The organism is Clostridium subterminale (genome assembly GCF_039521425.1).
GTDB lineage: Bacteria > Bacillota > Clostridia > Clostridiales > Clostridiaceae > Clostridium_J > Clostridium_J subterminale.
Genome location: NZ_BAAACI010000006.1, coordinates 728,435 through 745,739 on the forward strand (window position 1 = coordinate 728,435; position 17,305 = coordinate 745,739).

Here is a 17,305-nt window from a genome sequence, read left to right on the forward strand (position 1 = left end):
GAGGTGCTAAGATGACAGATATAATTTATTATGTAGCCTTAAACGAAAACATGGAATGGGATGGGTATTTTTTAGAAGATATAAATGGTTATGAAAAATGCCAAAAAGTATTATTTAAGGGTGGCATTAAAATAGATGAAGAATTACATTCTAAACTATTAGAAACGGGATTATGGAAGTATATAGGTGAAACTAATAGGTTTATGCACACTATAGATGATATAGATTTATTTAAGGAAGTAGTACAACCAGTGGATACTACACCTCAACCTCCAACTATACCAGATACTATAAAATCTTTAGGTGAAGAATTAACTCAAGAAAAGCTTAAGAATATACAAAAGGATAACACCATATCTCAATTGGGCCAAGAATTAGCAAATGTAAAATTAGAAGTGATACAAATTAAAGGAGGAGTGTAAAATGGATTTCTGGAAATTAGCTTTTGATATGGGATGGGTAACAGCCGAAGCCTTAAAAGGAGCTGTAGAAACCAATCTTAATAGGTTTGGGGAGATAAGTCCACAAGAGTACACAATGATTACTGGAATAGAATTTGTAGTAGAGCCATAAGGCTTTTTTTATTTTGAAATAGGGTAGGTGCAACGTGGAAAATGAAGTAATAAAAATGGTAGCTAGTTATGGGATATTTGCAATTTTATTTGTGTATCTTTTATTTTATGTGTTAAAGGAGAATAGCAAAAGAGAAAGAGGATATCAGGAAATAATTTCTACATTAACGGATAAATTAAACATTGTAGATGATATAAAAAAGAGTGTAGATAAGATAGAAGAAAAGTTAGAAAGGTAGTGAGATAAATGGAATTTTTAAAGCAATTCTTACAGATTAAAAAATTAATAGCATTACTAACTACAGTAGTATTTTGTATTTTAGCATTAAGAAACATTATATCTAGTACAGAATTTCTAAGTGTATTTACAATGATAGTAGGATTTTATTTTGGTTCTAGTGCTACTAGACAAGCTACTAAGGAAAGTAAAAGCGAGTAAGGGAAACCTTGCTCTTTTATTTTAAAATTTAAGGAGGGATGGATCATGAAACCAATAACAAGAAAGATATCTAAGTATAATTTTTCAAGTAGAAATGACAATTCTATAAAATATATCGTTATGCACTTTACTGGTAATCAAAATGATACAGCTTTAGGAAATGCTAATTATTTTGGCGGTGGGAATAGAAATGCTTCAGCACATTATTTCGTGGATGATGATAACATAGTACAAGTAGTTGAAGATAGTAATTCTAGTTGGAATTGTGGAGATGGTAATGGCAAATATGGTATAACAAATCAAAACTCTATATCAATAGAGATGTGTGGTACTGATGGAGGTATATCAGATACTACAGAAAACAATACCTTAGAACTAGTTAAATACCTAATGGGTAAATATAATGTTACTACAGATAGGGTAGTAAGGCATTATGATGCCAGTAGAAAAATATGTCCAGCACCATGGAGTAAAGATAATTGGAACAAGTGGAATAAATTTAAATCTAAATTAAGTGGTAGTGGCAACATTAATACTATTGTACCCGAAACTCCACCAACACCAAGTAAAAAGAAGATAGATTCTTTTATCAAGGTGGATAATTTCTCTTGGGTTAAGAACTTAGAGGACTTTGCAGGGTGGTTAGGAACTCCGGTAAAGAATTTATATGCATATCCTTCTCAAGGTGAAATACTATTTAGGGTATCTCCTGTTAATAGAGATTATTATTCTTGGGTACAGAACTATAAATCATCCAATGGAAATTATGATTTTGCTGGTAATGGTATAGCGATAGATAGAGTTCAAATGAAACTTAGGGGGTTAAATGGATATTCTATAAGATATAGAGTACATCTGTTAGGAGGTTCTTGGCTTGAGTGGGTTAAGGACGATACAGACTTTGCCGGTATAGTAGGAAGAACTATAGATGCAATCGAAGTTGAAATAATATAATTTTAAGGCTAGTAGGGAATAAAATCCTTACTAGCCTGTTTTCTTTTGTATAAGAATATGGTTTAAGATGTATTTATATTATAGACAATAAGTGTATAATATTGACAAAGTGTGAATATATTGTACAATGTATATATAAAATAATAATTAGGGGGTTAATTAATGGCAAAGGGAAAAAAGAAATTTTATAAAAAATGGTGGTTTTGGACTATAATAATAATAATTGTAATTGCAGCTATAAATGGTGGTGGTTCTGGCAATGACAAAGATAAAGTAGCAACCACTAATACTAGTGCAGAACAAGAAGAAAAAAAGGAAGATACATCTAAAGAAAAAGCACCTACAGAAACTCCAAAAGAAGAAGTGAAAGATAGTAAGATAAAAGCTGGTACATATAAAATAGGCGAGGAAGTTCCAGCTGGAGAATATTTATTTGTATCAAAGAGCATGGGGTACATACAATGTTCTACGGATACTACTGGAGCTTTAGAGAGTATATTATATAATGACAATGTAGAAGGTCACAGTTATATTACAGTTAATGAAGGTGAGTATTTAAAGATACAAGGTGGAGAAATGTACCCAGTAGCAGAAGCACCTTCCGTAATACCTAAAGATGGCTTATACAAAGCTGGAATGTACAAAGTTGGACAAGATATACCGGCTGGAGAATACAAGGTAAAATTAACTAGCGCTGTAGGAATGGGTTATATAGAAGTAGCTACAGATAGTAGGCATCAATTAGATAGTATAGTTACAAATGAGAATGTTCAAGCAGATTCTTATATAACTGTTACTGATGGACAATACTTAAAAATCCAAGGTGTAGAAATTCAGAAATAAATTTACAGAAAAAGACTAAGGAAATTAAACCTTAGTCTTTCTTTTGCCGTCAAAAATTCGTCAAAAATAATCTTAAATTTTATTCTATTATTTATTAAATTATAATTAAGAATTAATATGATTGTGTTGGTATTACTACTATTTACTACATTATTCTAAAATTTAATTCATGCCGTCATATTTGTACTTATAATGTAGGGTAGTAGAATATTTCATTTGTTACAATTAAATACGAAAGGAGGATGTAGAATGGAGTGGGTTGAGAGAATGACAGCAACAGTAGATTATATTGAAAATCATTTAACTGATGATATTATGTATGACGAAGTAGCAAAAATTGCTTGTTGCTCAATGCATCAATTTGGACGTGTTTTTTCTTATGTTGTAGGTATATCTCTATCTGAATATATTCGTCGTAGAAGATTAACCCTTTCAGCATTAGATTTACAAAGTAGCAATGAAAAAGTTATTGATATTGCTATGAAGTATGGATATAATTCTCCTGATGCATTTACTCGTGCTTTCGTAGGAATGCATGGTGTAACTCCTAAGGTAGCGCGCACTTTGGGAGTAAAGCTTAAAGCCTATCCACTCATCACTTTTCATATTTCAATTAAAGGAGATGTAGAGATGGAATATCGTATTGAAGAAAAACAAGACATAAATCTAGTTGGGATGGTTAAGCATATAAAGAGGCAATCGGCAAATACTATGGAAAATGACTGGAAAGAGACTGCAGGTGAAGTTTGGAATGTATGGGAAGAATTTTTAAACGGTGGTACTGATGAAAAGATTAGCAATGTTTATAACCTTTATCGTGCTCCCATGTGGCAGATGGGTTTCACAAAAACACTTGAGAATGGAGAAACTCTACTTGCAATTGGTGCAGAAGGAGATGTAAATGTTTCAACTGATTTACAGACCTACACTATTCCATCAAGTAAATGGGCAATATTTACTGTAAGAGGTAGCTTGAGTGGTAAGGAGCATCCAATTGATGCTATGTGGACAAGAATAACAACTGAATGGTTTCCAACATGTGGATATAAGAGGGTAGCTGATTATGAAATTGAGGTTTATCCTCCAGGAGATACAAATTCTGATGATTATACTTGTGAAATATGGATTCCTATTACTAAATAGTAGATTGTAGCTTTTAAACTTGAAAATTTCTGTGAAAAATAGATAACCATTTAATTAAAATATCGTAGTATTCAGAAATGAATATACGGTATTTTAATTATTAAATATATTATGGAAGGGTTGGTAGAAATGGATACTAAAGAAATAGTAATGCTCATAGGTAATATATCTCCTCATGCAAAAGATTATGTAAATAAAGCCTTTGATGATAATCAAGTTGAGACATTATATTCAATAGTAACAAAGGAAAATAAGGGAGTATTTATAGTGGTTAATAGCGATGATTGCTGCATTTTTTATGCTTCTTTTCTTAATGAGGATAATATAGAGGAAGTTTTAGAAGTAATAAATAGTAAAACTAACGAATATATTTCGAAATTAAATTCAAAGGAAATATGCTTTAACGTATATGGAAATAATTTAAAGATAATTGATTTAGTAAAAAAATTAGGTTTTAAAACTGATATGGAAGGGTATCACCTTGAATTTGTTGGAGAAGAGCTACCTGAATTAAATGATTATAATTTAACTGTTAGAGGGTTTGAAAATTCTATGCTGAAAGAATTTGTTGATCTATTTGATAGCTCATATTATCAATTATGTGTAGATAATGGATGGCAAATAAACAGTTATGCTATAAATAAAAATAGATTTAATGAAAAGCTCATTGATTTAAATAAAGATGGCCAAGTATCTTCATTTTGGCTAAAGGATGAATTAGTAGGTGCATATATCTTCGAAAATAATTATATAACAGATATTGCTGTTAAACCAGTATTTCAGAATAGAGGATATGGAGGCTATATATTAGCACATTGTATTAGAAATATGAGTATGGAGAAATCTATTAAGAATATAAGGCTACGAGTTGCAAAATCTAATATTGGTGCTAAAAGACTATACGAAAGAAATAATTTTGTTGAAATTGCCTATTTTGCAGAGCATACATATGAATAAATATTAGTTACCTTGTTAAATTTAATACATGAATTATTTGTAGTGATGGTTATTAAGTAAATATAAAAAGAGAAAATAAATAATATTAAATAGTTCATGATATTTTTATAAATGATGCATTTCTAAGATAGTGAAGCAGATTTAGGGAGGAAATTATGAATGACATAGAACAAGTATTACAAACAGAATATAGTGAAGAATTTGATAAACTAAGAAAAAATAGAATGTTTGTCAGTTATCATAAATACGGTCCTATAAAAAATAATTATGGTGAGGGTTTAATTAATTCAATTGAAAATCTCGAAATAAGATTAAAAAAGTATAAAGAAACTGGTAATACCGAATTTTTAGTTGATATTGCAAACTTCGCTATGATTGAATTTATGTATCCCAAACATAGTAATGCTCACTTTGATAGTGAAAACCATGGTACGAGATTAAAGGGAATGACTGTTAATGACTTGAAACAGTTATGATACACAATTGAACTAAATAGTTAAGAAGAAAAAAATGATGGTTGATAAAATTCTAGTGTAGATAAATGAGTTAGGTAAGATATTTGGTTTTTCAGATATAACGGAGGTAAGAATGATAAAGGATATTATCAGTGAAACAGGATTTAATATAGAAACAAGTAGGTTACTTCTTGTGCCTATTTCAGAAGAATTTGCATATGATTATTTTACTGAATTTAATGATGAAATAACAAAATACCAGTATCCAGAGCCTTTTAAAAGCCTAGATAGTACAATAAAATTTATTGATGAGTTTACAGAACTTAAAGAATTGGGAACAAATTTGGTGTGTTGTATTTTAGATAAGGAATATAAATTCATTGGAAGTATAGAGATTCATCTGATAGATACTAAGACTCCTGAGGTGGGTTTATGGATACGAAAGAATGAACAACGTAAGGGGTATGGGTATGAAGCTATTACTGGTCTAACTAACTTTTTTCGTGAACATATGGATTTAGATTATTTTATTTATGAGGCAGATCGTCGTAATCCTAATAGTATTCAGTTGGTTAAAGCTCTAGGTGGAATAGAAGTTGGATTCAATAAAGTAGAAAGTAATGGTGGAAGCACTTTAGAGTTGAACATGTATTATATTAAATAATAAGGTTATAAAATATCGTATTATTCAGAAATGAGTATACGATATTTTTTTATTTTATAATTTTACCATATATATAAATATATGGATTTGTATTTAGTATAATATGGTATAATTTTATTATGATTACTATTTATGGAGAATACTAGGGAGGGAGTTTGATGATATATTTAGAAGAAGTTACGGAGAAAAATTGGAGAGAAGTTAAATCACTAGAAGTGGAAAAAGAACAGCAACAGTATGTATGTTCAAACGTTGGGATTTTGGCAAAGGCTTATGCTTTTAGTTCTCAAAGAAGTCAAGCTAAAGCAATATATAATGATAGTGAAATAGTAGGGTTATTAATGTATAGAGAGTGTGATGAAGTACAAGCCTTTGTGTTTGATCAAATGATGATTGATTGCAGATTTCAGAGAAAGGGATATGGAGAAGAAGCTGTATCTAAAGCAATAAAACTTATGAGAAATAATGGAAAATACAATCGAATAGTTTTATGTTACTGTGATGGTGATATTATTGCTAAAAATCTTTATACCAAGTTAGGATTTTATCATACAGGAGAAGTAGATGAAGATGAAATAATTATGGCTTTAGATTTATAGAGTCAATTATATTTATAATTTACAATACATAGATTTATTAACAATCTGTAGATTATATTGTAAAGTAAAAAGGGGGAGTATAATCAATGAAACCTTATGAAAAATTAGCAAAGCTTTATAAAAAAGGCTGGGGAAAAGACAGTATTAAATATGGTGATTTAATTTACAATGTAATTAATATTTACAATCTAAATATTAATTCTGTGTTAGATGTTGCTTGTGGGACAGGTATATTGGCATCAAAATTATATAATGAAAATTTTGAAGTTAGTGGAATTGATATTTCAGAAGAGATGATTAATGTAGCAAAGGAGACTACAACGGGAATAGAATTTGCAGTTGCAGATATGGTAAAGTTCACCTTAAATAAAAAATTTCAACTTATAACTTGTGCATTTGATGCACTAAATTATTTAGTAACGGATTCAGACATGAAAAAAGCTTTAAAAAATGTTTTTTTGCATTTAGAGGATAACGGAATTTTTATATTTGATATTAATACTCCAGTTTTATATGAAGAAAGACATTTTGGAATAATTGATAGAAAGTTTGATAATATAGAATTTAAACAAATATTAGAATATGATAGGGTAAGTAAAATAGGTAAAACTGTCTTTGACTTTGGTGATAATCAATGTGAAACACATATTCAAAGGGCATATACTGTTGAAGAAATGGATGAGTTTCTTATAAATTCTGACTTTGAAATAATGAATAGGTATAAAGATTTCAGGTTATCTACAATTGATGATAAGGCATATAAAATATTTTATGTAGTCAAAAAAGGTTAATTCATTTCAAAAGAACTGATTATGAAAAAAGTATATTTGAATTTGAACTTGCCATTTCCAACAATTATAATGGATTAAGATATGGAACTGAAGCAGTTAAAGAAGATGGATGTTTATGACTATTTTACAATGGAGGTGACTTACATGTATGAGTATAAATATGTCGAAGCAACTTTAGATGGCTTTTTTACGAAAGGTAATCATAATGAAATAATAGATAAATATGCTAAAGAAGGTTGGAGGTTAGTACAAGTATTACCTACTTATTATAATTCTTACGGAAAACCTACAGATTATGAAATTATATTTGAACGTGAAATTGAAGAATAAAGACAACATCTATATAACCAAGTGATTTATTGAGATACCATGGAATTTAAAAATGAATTTTATGGTATTTTTGTTTTGTGGTTAGGGTGAATAAAAATTAAAAAATAGCATTTACTATAAGGAGTTATTCTTTGACAAAATATAAGTATACCATTTGAATATATGTTACAATATGTATAAATAACTAAAAATTATATTTATTGAAGTTAGAGAAAAGTAAAAAATGAAAGGTTGGATATTAAATGAAAAGAAAGTTAGTAATAGTGTTGTTGGTAGCAGTATTTGTAATAAATATCACTGCCTGCAATAATAAAGTTAATAACAAAGAAACAACTTCTACTAATGATAATATTAAAGAAGAGGTAAAAATTGAAAGATTTCCGTACATGGCTGATTTTGGAAGAGGGAGTATAAATAAAATTGAAGAACTCAAAGATGAGTGGGGAAAAAATAGTAGTGATTTAAGAGGATATGACCTTGAGAACATTGACTTATCTGGAGAGAAAGACAGGCTTTTAAATTCAGTGTTTGATAGTAAAACAAAATGGCCTGATAAACTTCCAGAGGAGTTTAACCCTGAAAGCTTTTTAGAATTTCATAAAAATCCTGGTCTTGAAATAAAAAGACTTCATGAAAGAGGTATAACTGGTAAGGGCATAAACATAGCATTTATTGATTATTCTCTTTTAGTGAATCATGAAGAATACTATGATAGAGTGAAGATGTATGAAGAAATTCATTATGAACCAGAAGAAGCACAGATGCATGCTCCAGCAGTGGCATCTATTGCAGCTGGAAAGAATACTGGAGTTGCATCGGAAGCAGATTTGTATTTTATAGCATCCGAAAACTATAACGTTGTTGATAGTGAAATGGAAATAGACTTTTCTTGGACAGCAAAAGCAATTGAAAGAATTATTGAAGTAAACCAATCCTTGCCAAAGGATGATAAGATACGAGTTCTATCTATATCAGCAGGATGCAAGCCTGAAAGTAAGGGATATAACGAATTTATAGAAGCAATTAAAAAAGCAATTAAAGAAAATATATTTGTTATAACAGTAAATATGTTTGACACATATGAGGATAAGTTTTATTTCCATGGATTAGATATAGATTCCCTTGCAGATAAAGATGATATTTCTAATTATAAAGTTACAGAATGGAATAAGTGGGTATCGAAAATAGAGCATATTGATGAACTTAATAAGTATTATGAAGAGAAATTTAATTCGGACAAACCAGAAGAATTACTACTCATCCCTATTGATTCTAAAACAGTAGCTAGTCCTACAGGAGAGAAGGATTATGTATTTTATAGAGAAGGTGGATGGAGCTGGTGTATGCCTTATCTTGCTGGACTTTATGCTTTAGCTTGTCAAGTAAAACCAGATATTACGCCAGAAGAATTTTGGAAACAAGCTCTTGCGACAGGAGATAGCAGACAAATAGAAAAAGGAACAGAAAAATATAAGGGGAAAATAATAAACCCTGAAAAATTAATTTCTAGTTTTGAATAAGAATATTAATATTAAGTCCTTGTACATTAGGGAGGAGTAAGAAAATGAGTATAAAATTAATAATGCAACCAAACCCATGTGCATGTGGACAAGCGTGCATAGCTATGCTTGCGGGAGTATCAGTTGATGAAGTTATTAAAATTATGCATACGCATGGACCAACATCTATTGGACAGTTAATTGAAGCTCTTGATTTTTATAACATTAAACATGCTGATAAAAATGTAAGATTATCTAAAAAGAACCCTAAGATTTCTGAAGTAGCAATTTTGACAGTACACATGCCAAAGTATACACATTGGGTAGTACATCATAAAGGTAAATTTTATGACCCAGAGTTTGGACTTCTTGAAGACTGTCATACTGATGGAAAGATAACATCATTCTTAGAGATTTATTAATATAGATATACTTGATATTTATTCAAAAAATATAAAAGTGGTTACTTCCATTTGGAAGTAACCACTTTGCTTTTTCATGTAGAATAAATTAACTTATATATAAAATATATACATAACATTAAAATAAATGTTACAATTAAAACATGCTTAGGAGGCATTTATATAAGTAATGAAGGTGTTCGGTTACATGATTTTATAACTATAGATATAAAGACAGCACAAAAGCTATTCTCAGAGTATGACAGCAAGATTCAAGTGACAAATTTAAGACGAACCACAAAAGGATTAAGTACTAGTAACTATATTGTAATTTATAAGAAGCCTTTAAAAAGTATTTACTGAGAAAATAATAAAAAATTAAAAGTTGAAAAAATATGTTATTAGATTACATAGGGAGATAAGTAAGAATGGAGTATCTTGATATCTTAAATAGGGATGGTAGTAGAAGTGGTAAAATAGCACCAAAAGATGAAGAGCTTTTAGAGGGACAATATGATTTAGGAGCACATGCATATATACATAACTCAAAGGGAGAATTCTTAATTCAGAAAAGGGCAAAAACAAAACAGTTCTTACCTGGTGGATGGGATATTCATATGGGACATGTTATGGCTGGAGAAACAAGTAAAGAGGCTATTATTAGAGAGATTGATGAAGAATTAGGTATAAAGATAGATGATATAACTTTTCTGAAAAGAGTTCTATGGGAGAAATATAATCATTTCATTGATATTTTTGTACTTTGTAAAGATATTAATATTTCAGATTTAACAATACAAAAATCAGAGTTAGACGATGTCAAATTTATTTCAGCTGAAGAGATGATTAATTTGATAAAATCCATGGACTACAGACCAGAAGAATATAGAATAATAATGGAGTCGTATGTTAAAGAAATTATTTTAAACTTTAAATATAGTAATACAAATATATAACTATTTATATATGAAAATAGTTATATATGAAACTATACAAATATGTAACTATTTAACTATTTAAATATTTAAATAGTTGTTGTCATACCAAGGGTTTCAGCGATTTTGATGTTTGAATAACATGAAATTCATAGCCAGATTTATAATAAATTATCTTTATATATTGAAGGAGAATTAGTATGAAATATGCAATAGAATTATACTTTGACAAGGAGACAGAAGAAAAAATTCTTAAATTAGCTAAAGGAATTGCAAGAGAGGGAATTAGTGAAAAATATTTATAATGGAAGATTCATCCTCATATTACCATAGCTATATTTAATGATATTGATATTGAAAAGTGTGACAAGCTATTAAAAGAAATTGTTAAGGATACAAAATATTGAAATTTAGGGTAATTAGTAGTAAAATAAAGTTAGAAAATGAAAATAAAGTTAGATTTGCTTGAAAATTTTATAAATAGAAGATAATCAGTGTTTATATATTCAAAAAATGTAACAAACCCTTGAACACAAAAAGTTTGGACGGCTTAATTCAAGAGTTTTAATAAGAACTGATATTTTCCGCAACAGAAGATTTTGAAGAGTGTAAAGTTATATAGTTAAATAAATTTGTAAAAAAGGGCGTACGGCGATACACCTAGAAATCGGTAACTTAATGGATTCAAGTCAAAAATAGTGGTTTTATAAGTAATCATAAAACCATTTTGTTATTTCAAAACTATAAGGGGCAATAACCGTAATTTATAATTTCTTATATCATTTAATAATTTGATTTAGGGGGAATTAGGATGGATTATACTATAGCTTTATGTGATGATAAACAGATTCAAGTAAATATTATAAGTGATTATATAAAAGAAACTAATAGTGAAATTAAAAAAAATTTCACTATAATAACTGCTAATAGTGGACAGGAACTTTTAGATAAAATAAAACATATGGAAGTACATGTGTTTTTCCTAGATGTTGAGATGGTTGGACTAAATGGCATAGAATTGGGTTGTAGATTGAGAGAAATGTATAATAAAGCAGTTATTGTATATGTTACAGGATTTAAAGATTATGCATTTAATGCTTTTGAAATCAGGGCATTTCATTATATTATAAAACCTTTATCTTATGAGAAATTTAAAAGTTTATTTTATGAGGTATTGAATAGTTTGAATGCTAGATATTATATTGAAGAGAAAGATAAGGAATTTATAATAGAAAATAAAGGAATAATAGAGCGTATAAAGTATACGGATATATATTACTTTGAGAAATGTTTAAGAAAAATAAACGTGATTTGTAAGAATTATAATATAGAATTTTATGGATCATTTAAAACTTTGAAAGACGATATAGATATGAATTATTTTATGCAGTGTCATCAGAGTTTTATTGTAAATAATGATAAAATATCTGGATATAAGAATCAGGAAATTTATATAGAGGAATTAAATGAGTATATACCTGTAAGTAAAAGTTGTATTAGGGATACAAAAGATGTATTAGCTAAGCAGTTATTTGGTTAGGAGGTATTTACATGACTTTTACGTTGGGGATTTATGAGTTTATAGTAAATATTGTTGAAGCATTTTTGCTTTATATGTATATTAGTATTTTTTTTCAAAGTAAAATAAAGTCTAAAAATAAAATTACATTAATTTTATTTTTTCAGGCTGTAGTTTATCAGCTTGTTAATATATATACTGATGCTGGAAGTTATTATGGACTTATTATTTTATTGATTTTTAACATAGTTGTATATTCATATATACTTAATAGTAACTTCATTAAATTAGTATTGAGTATAATATTGTATTTTATTTTGCTATGTTTTGATGAAATTGTAGTAATAAATATTATCACAATAATGTTCAATGTTACACCTGATGTGATATTTATAGGTAGCATATACAGAATCATAGGTACTATTTTAAGTAGAATTATAGTTTATTTTGTTCTAAGGTTTATAATGAATATGAAAATAGTGCATAGTAATCTTAGAAAAATATACATATACGAACTGATAGTAATATCAGTATTTAATATTTTTTTTATGTTTATGGTATTTAATGTATACAAGCAGAAAAGTTTTGTGGAGCAAAATAGTATAGTAGTATATATAATTACATTAGCTATAATTATATTTACTGTATCAGTTATAAAACTTGTCGAGGCGATAATTAAATATTCTTTTAGGGAAATAGAATGGAATATGAAAGATAGAGAATATAAGAGACAGATAAGTTCTATTATAGGGATGCAGGAACTGATATATAAATTAAAAGCTCAGAGACATGATTTTAATAATCATATAAGTTGTATATACGGGCTTGTGAGAATGAATAAAATTTATGAATTAGAAGGATACATAAAAGAAATAGTTGGTGATATACAGGATATTAATAATATAGTAAACATAGACAATCCAATAATAGAATCTATTTTAAACTTAAAGCTATATCTAGCTAAAAAAAAGAATATTAAGATAGATATTGATGTGGATATACCAAAGAAATTAAATATTGAACCTATTGATATATCAGTGATATTAGGAAATGCGTTAGATAACGCTTTGGATGCGTGTGACAATTTAGAAGATGGGTTTATTAGTGTAAAAATATATATGGAGAAGAAACATTTAATTATTAAGATTACTAATTCAAAAAGAGAATGTAGTTTAAAGAAAAATAATGAGTATATAACAACTAAAAATGATAGAGAAAATCATGGATTTGGTCTTAAGAATATAGAATATGTTGTAAATAAATATAATGGATTATTGAAAATAGAAGAAAGTGAAAATAAATTTTTACTTAATATAGCTCTTGGAGGTTACAGTGGAAAACTGTAATCTCTTTTTACTTAATTAGATAAAATATATCCAATTATTACATTTTAAGGTTAAAATATGCAATGAGGGTTTAAATTTAAATAAAAGTGTTATAAGATGAAATTGTTAAAGGACAAGCCTATATTAAAAAAAGATAAGGTTAGATTAAAAATGATAAATAAATTAGCTGTTAAAATATCTAAGATATTAGTTAAAAATGATGTTGTAAAGTTTGATGATTACGAAATTTGTATTTATGGATTAGAAGTAATTTTTATAACATCTCTAGATATAATAGGAACACTGCTTATAGGACTTTTGCTTAATTGGTTATCTGATACTATAATTTTTATAATTTTCTTTTGCTTGCTTAGGATAAATGCAGGTGGCTATCATGCTAAAACACCTGTAAGATGCTTTGTTTTATTCAATATATTGACACAAGGAGTTATTTTACTTAGCAATAACATAATGATTATTAATAATATAACAATTATTATATTATTGATGGCTATCACATTTATTCTTATATTAAAATATGCTCCTTCAGATACACAGAATAAACCATTAAGCAGTATGGAAAAAAAGAAACATAGAAGAAACAGTATAATCACATTTTTTATTCAATCGTTAATTATTTTAGGTATCTATTTTATAGATAATAATTTAATCAATTATTGTACTGTAGCAGCGTTTGGTAGTTTTATAGAAGCATGTACATTAATATTTTAAATATATGAGTGTAGGAGGGATTTTCATATGAATACAAATAAAAAAGGTTTAAAAATTATTGCTCTTGGGGTTATTTTAGCTGCAAAGACAGGTGCTAATAATGCTTGTTTGGGAGCTATGTATCAACCTAAAGTGCCAGAAAAGTTAAGAGAAATTTCTAAAACATCTAATAAGTAATAGCAAAATATTTGTTACAACAATTAACTTACATATAAGTTAATTGTCGTAAATCGTAAATATTGATTATAAAATTTATATTATAAAAATATTTCTTGAAAGGAGCTAACTATGAATAGAGAAGTTGTTTTAAGATTTCGCTCATCAAATGGTAATGAATACCTGTACGATGATGTGACAGGCCATATATTAAACTGGAGTGATATTCATGATGAGGTTCTAAACTTAATGCACAAAGGGGAACTTCCACAAAATATAATAAATAATTTTAAAGATATAAGAAATATAGATAAAATTGTTAAAGAAATTGAATTTTGGTATAAAGTTAATGGTGCATTTTTTAGAGAGGATATTGAGCAGAAAAGTTTGGAACATACTGAAGAATTCGAAGCATTAGTCACAAATGAAGTGAGTCAATTGATGTTGTCAGTTACAGATAATTGCAACTTAAGTTGTAAGTATTGTATATTTTCTGATAATTATTTCTTAACAAAAACTAACACAAATAATTATATGACAAAAGAAACTGCTAAAAAATCAATTGATTACTTTTATAGTATAGTTTCTAAACAATTTATTACAAATCCAAAAAAAGATTTTGCATTTACCTTCTACGGAGGAGAACCCCTAATGAATTTTGAGGTTATAAAATTTTCTATTAACTACATAAAAGAAATATTTAAAAATAAAAAATACATTTTTTCACTAACAACTAATGGTTTGTTGTTAAATGAAGAAATAGTTAGTTTCTTAGCAGAGAATAAAGTAACTTTAGCAATAAGTATTGATGGTGATCAAGAAGAACATGATAAAAGAAGAGTTACTAGAGGTGGCAACGGTAGTTTTAAAACTATTCTAAATAATTTAAATATGATAAGAGAAAAATATCCTAATTACTTTAATACACAAATAGGAATTACTTCAGTATTTGACTTAAATACTGACTTAAAAAAAGCAGATACTTTTTTTGAAAATGGTGAAATTTCTAAAATTATACCAGGGCACTTGTTCACTAACATGGTGTCAAATGTAAATACTCAATATTATGATCAATTTGATAAAACAGATAGTCAATACTTTGAAGAAAATATTGATTTTCTAGAAAATAAATATAATGATAAATTAAAAAGAAGAGAAGAATGTAGCACGTACCTTCTATCATTAATAGGCCCTAAATTTAATAGAATTGCTGTACGTGAAAGATTTCATGATATAAGAGGAAATATACTGCCTTCTACAGGTACTTGTATGATAGGACGCAAGATTCATATTGGATGGAATGGTAATATTGATATATGCGAAAAAGTAAATGGGAAGAATCCTATAGGCGATTTGAATAATGGGCTAGATTTCAAAAAAATTGTTGAATATATAAATAAATATAAAGAAGAGATTGTTTCTAAATGCAATGGTTGCTCTATACAAAAATTTTGTCCATTTTGTTTTATGCATTTTGAAAGTGATAATACATTTAAGCATAATATGTCTAGATGTAAACAAGAAAAAGAGTTTATTATAAAGACACTTTCGAAATATACCACAATTTTAGAAGAAAACCCAAGCATAGAATTTGATTTTCTTGAAGATGCTCTTCGTGTTTCAGAATTTCAATTAATTTATTCGTAAAGGAGAAATTTATGTTTTTTAGATTAAATAGTTTGTGTCAATTAATTCTAGGGGAAAATATTTCCATATATAATTTAAAAGAAAATATTGTTTATATTTTAAATAAAGAAGCAGGAGAATTTATTAAGTATTGTGAGGAAAATAATCAAATTGAAGAATATACTTACTATAAAAATAATAAACAATATCTAGATGAAATTTTATTTAAATTAGAAAAATTGAATCTTGGATGTATTGCAGATAAAAAAACTCATATAGAAAAATTTAAGTTTAATACTTCTGAAAAATTACTTAATCTTATTCAACCACCACCATTTTTTAACAAAGTGATATTAAATTATTCTAACCAGTGCAATTTAAACTGTGATTTTTGTAACAAAGAAAATCTGAAGAATTGGCAAGGATGTGTATCTTGCTTTCAAAATCATGAAGATGAAAACATAATAGAACAAGAACAGATTCTAAACATTATAGAAAAATTAAAACCATTAAATATAAATGAATTAGTTATTAAAGGTGGAAATCCATTAATTAAAGTTGATATATTAGAGGCTATTATAAATAATATTTCTTCTCCCAAAAACATTAAGCTAAAAATAATATCTAATGGGTTAGGAATAGAATATCAACAATTAGTCAAATTATTAAGTAATAAATTCGTAGAGCTACAAATAGTTTTATTCGGATTAGAGCAATTTATAGACAAATATGATTTTGACCATTATATGGAAAATGTAATAAGAGAACAGAATTCATTAATGGACAAGCTTATAAGAGATAATATAGATTTTAATATTACTTTTCAAGTGTTAAGTCAAAATCAAACACAATCTGTTGAAACTATAAATACTATTAGAGAAAAATATAATAAAAAGGTATCGGTTTCTAATTTAATAGATGAAGATGATCAACAAACTTTAGCATTAATAAAATATAGTAAAAAATTTATACCAAAACTTAATTCTCCAAAAGAATTTTTTTGGAACAAATCCCATAATAGATGTTTATATGGAACGTTTTGTATTAATTCTAATCATAAATTAACACCTTGTTGTGAAATTAGGGAATACTTGGGTGATATAGGTGAAGATGGAGAGAATATTTATAATGCCTTATCTAATACTAGGTTATACGATTATTGGAATGAAAATAAAAATGATACAGAAAATTGCAAAAATTGTTCGTTGAGATATTTTTGTCTAGATTGTTATGCAATTGATAAATCATGCTATAGAAAAACAATTTGTAATATTTTACTAGATGATATGCAAATAGATTATTCTAAAATAGATGCTACGGAATTTATTAAAGTTGTATGAGTAAAAAATTAGTAAAGGGTTGATA

General features: G+C 27.5%; 22 protein-coding genes. All 22 read left to right on the plus strand.

The features are described from left to right. The first annotated feature begins 11 nt into the window (after positions 1-11). The 22 genes from ABDZ93_RS12535 (at position 12) to ABDZ93_RS12640 (ending at position 17,280) form a co-directional block, all read left to right on the plus strand. Positions 12-422 carry an XkdW family protein gene (locus tag ABDZ93_RS12535; protein ID WP_343826749.1) on the plus strand — a complete coding sequence of 137 codons (411 nt, stop codon included), beginning with the start codon at positions 12-14 and terminating at the stop codon, positions 420-422. A gap of 1 nt (position 423) precedes the next feature. Beyond that, positions 424-573 carry an XkdX family protein gene (locus ABDZ93_RS12540; protein WP_343826750.1) on the plus strand — a complete coding sequence of 50 codons (150 nt, stop codon included), beginning with the start codon at positions 424-426 and terminating at the stop codon, positions 571-573. Between the two features lie 34 nt (positions 574-607). Further along, complete coding sequence (locus tag ABDZ93_RS12545) at positions 608-811, plus strand: BhlA/UviB family holin-like peptide (RefSeq protein ID WP_343826751.1); 204 nt, start codon at positions 608-610, stop codon at positions 809-811. Positions 812-819: 8 nt separating this feature from the next. Further along, positions 820-1,011, plus strand: a complete 192-nt coding sequence (locus ABDZ93_RS12550; protein ID WP_343826752.1) for a hypothetical protein — start codon at positions 820-822, stop codon at positions 1,009-1,011. A 45-nt stretch (positions 1,012-1,056) separates the two neighbouring features. Next, positions 1,057-1,965: a peptidoglycan recognition protein family protein gene (locus tag ABDZ93_RS12555; protein ID WP_343826753.1), complete on the plus strand. Its 909-nt coding sequence runs from the start codon at positions 1,057-1,059 to the stop codon at positions 1,963-1,965. 162 nt (positions 1,966-2,127) lie between these two features. Then, on the plus strand, positions 2,128-2,808 hold the full coding sequence (locus ABDZ93_RS12560) for an Rv1352/Rv1906c domain-containing protein (protein WP_343826754.1): 681 nt from the start codon (positions 2,128-2,130) through the stop codon (positions 2,806-2,808). 249 nt (positions 2,809-3,057) lie between these two features. Continuing rightward, on the plus strand, positions 3,058-3,951 hold the full coding sequence (locus ABDZ93_RS12565; protein WP_343826755.1) for an AraC family transcriptional regulator: 894 nt from the start codon (positions 3,058-3,060) through the stop codon (positions 3,949-3,951). A gap of 111 nt (positions 3,952-4,062) precedes the next feature. After that, positions 4,063-4,908 (plus strand): GNAT family N-acetyltransferase, encoded by an 846-nt coding sequence (locus ABDZ93_RS12570; protein WP_343826756.1) that lies wholly within the window; start codon positions 4,063-4,065, stop codon positions 4,906-4,908. 155 nt (positions 4,909-5,063) lie between these two features. Further along, positions 5,064-5,384 carry a hypothetical protein gene (locus ABDZ93_RS12575; protein ID WP_343826757.1) on the plus strand — a complete coding sequence of 107 codons (321 nt, stop codon included), beginning with the start codon at positions 5,064-5,066 and terminating at the stop codon, positions 5,382-5,384. Positions 5,385-5,496: 112 nt separating this feature from the next. Beyond that, positions 5,497-6,027 carry a GNAT family N-acetyltransferase gene (locus ABDZ93_RS12580; RefSeq protein WP_343826758.1) on the plus strand — a complete coding sequence of 177 codons (531 nt, stop codon included), beginning with the start codon at positions 5,497-5,499 and terminating at the stop codon, positions 6,025-6,027. A gap of 158 nt (positions 6,028-6,185) precedes the next feature. Continuing rightward, positions 6,186-6,626, plus strand: a complete 441-nt coding sequence (locus ABDZ93_RS12585; RefSeq protein WP_343826759.1) for a GNAT family N-acetyltransferase — start codon at positions 6,186-6,188, stop codon at positions 6,624-6,626. Positions 6,627-6,712: 86 nt separating this feature from the next. Next, positions 6,713-7,417: a class I SAM-dependent DNA methyltransferase gene (locus ABDZ93_RS12590; protein WP_343826760.1), complete on the plus strand. Its 705-nt coding sequence runs from the start codon at positions 6,713-6,715 to the stop codon at positions 7,415-7,417. A gap of 144 nt (positions 7,418-7,561) precedes the next feature. Continuing rightward, a complete protein-coding gene (locus ABDZ93_RS12595) occupies positions 7,562-7,747 on the plus strand; it encodes a DUF4177 domain-containing protein (protein ID WP_343826761.1) in 186 nt (61 codons plus the stop codon). 242 nt (positions 7,748-7,989) lie between these two features. Beyond that, complete coding sequence (locus ABDZ93_RS12600) at positions 7,990-9,267, plus strand: S8 family serine peptidase (RefSeq protein WP_343826762.1); 1,278 nt, start codon at positions 7,990-7,992, stop codon at positions 9,265-9,267. 44 nt (positions 9,268-9,311) lie between these two features. Further along, entirely contained in the window at positions 9,312-9,668 is a 357-nt protein-coding gene (locus tag ABDZ93_RS12605) for a hypothetical protein (RefSeq protein ID WP_343826763.1), read from the plus strand. A 407-nt stretch (positions 9,669-10,075) separates the two neighbouring features. Continuing rightward, the gene (locus ABDZ93_RS12610; RefSeq protein WP_343826764.1) at positions 10,076-10,603 is read left to right on the plus strand and encodes an NUDIX domain-containing protein; all 528 of its coding nucleotides are present in this window, start codon (positions 10,076-10,078) and stop codon (positions 10,601-10,603) included. A gap of 790 nt (positions 10,604-11,393) precedes the next feature. Beyond that, positions 11,394-12,122, plus strand: a complete 729-nt coding sequence (locus ABDZ93_RS12615) for a LytR/AlgR family response regulator transcription factor (protein WP_343826765.1) — start codon at positions 11,394-11,396, stop codon at positions 12,120-12,122. A gap of 11 nt (positions 12,123-12,133) precedes the next feature. Further along, positions 12,134-13,447 carry a sensor histidine kinase gene (locus tag ABDZ93_RS12620; protein ID WP_343826766.1) on the plus strand — a complete coding sequence of 438 codons (1,314 nt, stop codon included), beginning with the start codon at positions 12,134-12,136 and terminating at the stop codon, positions 13,445-13,447. 96 nt (positions 13,448-13,543) lie between these two features. Beyond that, complete coding sequence (locus tag ABDZ93_RS12625; protein ID WP_343826767.1) at positions 13,544-14,158, plus strand: accessory gene regulator ArgB-like protein; 615 nt, start codon at positions 13,544-13,546, stop codon at positions 14,156-14,158. Positions 14,159-14,185: 27 nt separating this feature from the next. Beyond that, positions 14,186-14,335 (plus strand): cyclic lactone autoinducer peptide, encoded by a 150-nt coding sequence (locus ABDZ93_RS12630; RefSeq protein ID WP_343826768.1) that lies wholly within the window; start codon positions 14,186-14,188, stop codon positions 14,333-14,335. A gap of 111 nt (positions 14,336-14,446) precedes the next feature. After that, positions 14,447-15,961: a radical SAM protein gene (locus ABDZ93_RS12635; RefSeq protein ID WP_343826769.1), complete on the plus strand. Its 1,515-nt coding sequence runs from the start codon at positions 14,447-14,449 to the stop codon at positions 15,959-15,961. Positions 15,962-15,972: 11 nt separating this feature from the next. Further along, complete coding sequence (locus ABDZ93_RS12640) at positions 15,973-17,280, plus strand: radical SAM protein (protein ID WP_343826770.1); 1,308 nt, start codon at positions 15,973-15,975, stop codon at positions 17,278-17,280. Positions 17,281-17,305 lie beyond the last annotated feature (25 nt).

Excerpts from the sequence above, each read along its gene's own strand:
- ABDZ93_RS12535 (WP_343826749.1), top strand. The coding sequence starts at position 12 with ATGACAGATATAATTTATTATGTAGCCTTAAACGAAAACATGGAATGG.
- ABDZ93_RS12540 (WP_343826750.1), top strand. The coding sequence starts at position 424 with ATGGATTTCTGGAAATTAGCTTTTGATATGGGATGGGTAACAGCCGAA.
- ABDZ93_RS12565 (WP_343826755.1), top strand. The coding sequence starts at position 3,058 with ATGGAGTGGGTTGAGAGAATGACAGCAACAGTAGATTATATTGAAAAT.
- ABDZ93_RS12555 (WP_343826753.1), top strand. The coding sequence starts at position 1,057 with ATGAAACCAATAACAAGAAAGATATCTAAGTATAATTTTTCAAGTAGA.
- ABDZ93_RS12560 (WP_343826754.1), top strand. The coding sequence starts at position 2,128 with ATGGCAAAGGGAAAAAAGAAATTTTATAAAAAATGGTGGTTTTGGACT.
- ABDZ93_RS12590 (WP_343826760.1), top strand. The coding sequence starts at position 6,713 with ATGAAACCTTATGAAAAATTAGCAAAGCTTTATAAAAAAGGCTGGGGA.
- ABDZ93_RS12620 (WP_343826766.1), top strand. The coding sequence starts at position 12,134 with ATGACTTTTACGTTGGGGATTTATGAGTTTATAGTAAATATTGTTGAA.
- ABDZ93_RS12595 (WP_343826761.1), top strand. The coding sequence starts at position 7,562 with ATGTATGAGTATAAATATGTCGAAGCAACTTTAGATGGCTTTTTTACG.
- ABDZ93_RS12625 (WP_343826767.1), top strand. The coding sequence starts at position 13,544 with ATGAAATTGTTAAAGGACAAGCCTATATTAAAAAAAGATAAGGTTAGA.
- ABDZ93_RS12600 (WP_343826762.1), top strand. The coding sequence starts at position 7,990 with ATGAAAAGAAAGTTAGTAATAGTGTTGTTGGTAGCAGTATTTGTAATA.
- ABDZ93_RS12570 (WP_343826756.1), top strand. The coding sequence starts at position 4,063 with ATGGAAGGGTTGGTAGAAATGGATACTAAAGAAATAGTAATGCTCATA.
- ABDZ93_RS12615 (WP_343826765.1), top strand. The coding sequence starts at position 11,394 with ATGGATTATACTATAGCTTTATGTGATGATAAACAGATTCAAGTAAAT.
- ABDZ93_RS12575 (WP_343826757.1), top strand. The coding sequence starts at position 5,064 with ATGAATGACATAGAACAAGTATTACAAACAGAATATAGTGAAGAATTT.
- ABDZ93_RS12635 (WP_343826769.1), top strand. The coding sequence starts at position 14,447 with ATGAATAGAGAAGTTGTTTTAAGATTTCGCTCATCAAATGGTAATGAA.
- ABDZ93_RS12580 (WP_343826758.1), top strand. The coding sequence starts at position 5,497 with ATGATAAAGGATATTATCAGTGAAACAGGATTTAATATAGAAACAAGT.
- ABDZ93_RS12640 (WP_343826770.1), top strand. The coding sequence starts at position 15,973 with ATGTTTTTTAGATTAAATAGTTTGTGTCAATTAATTCTAGGGGAAAAT.
- ABDZ93_RS12585 (WP_343826759.1), top strand. The coding sequence starts at position 6,186 with ATGATATATTTAGAAGAAGTTACGGAGAAAAATTGGAGAGAAGTTAAA.
- ABDZ93_RS12550 (WP_343826752.1), top strand. The coding sequence starts at position 820 with ATGGAATTTTTAAAGCAATTCTTACAGATTAAAAAATTAATAGCATTA.
- ABDZ93_RS12610 (WP_343826764.1), top strand. The coding sequence starts at position 10,076 with ATGGAGTATCTTGATATCTTAAATAGGGATGGTAGTAGAAGTGGTAAA.
- ABDZ93_RS12630 (WP_343826768.1), top strand. The coding sequence starts at position 14,186 with ATGAATACAAATAAAAAAGGTTTAAAAATTATTGCTCTTGGGGTTATT.
- ABDZ93_RS12605 (WP_343826763.1), top strand. The coding sequence starts at position 9,312 with ATGAGTATAAAATTAATAATGCAACCAAACCCATGTGCATGTGGACAA.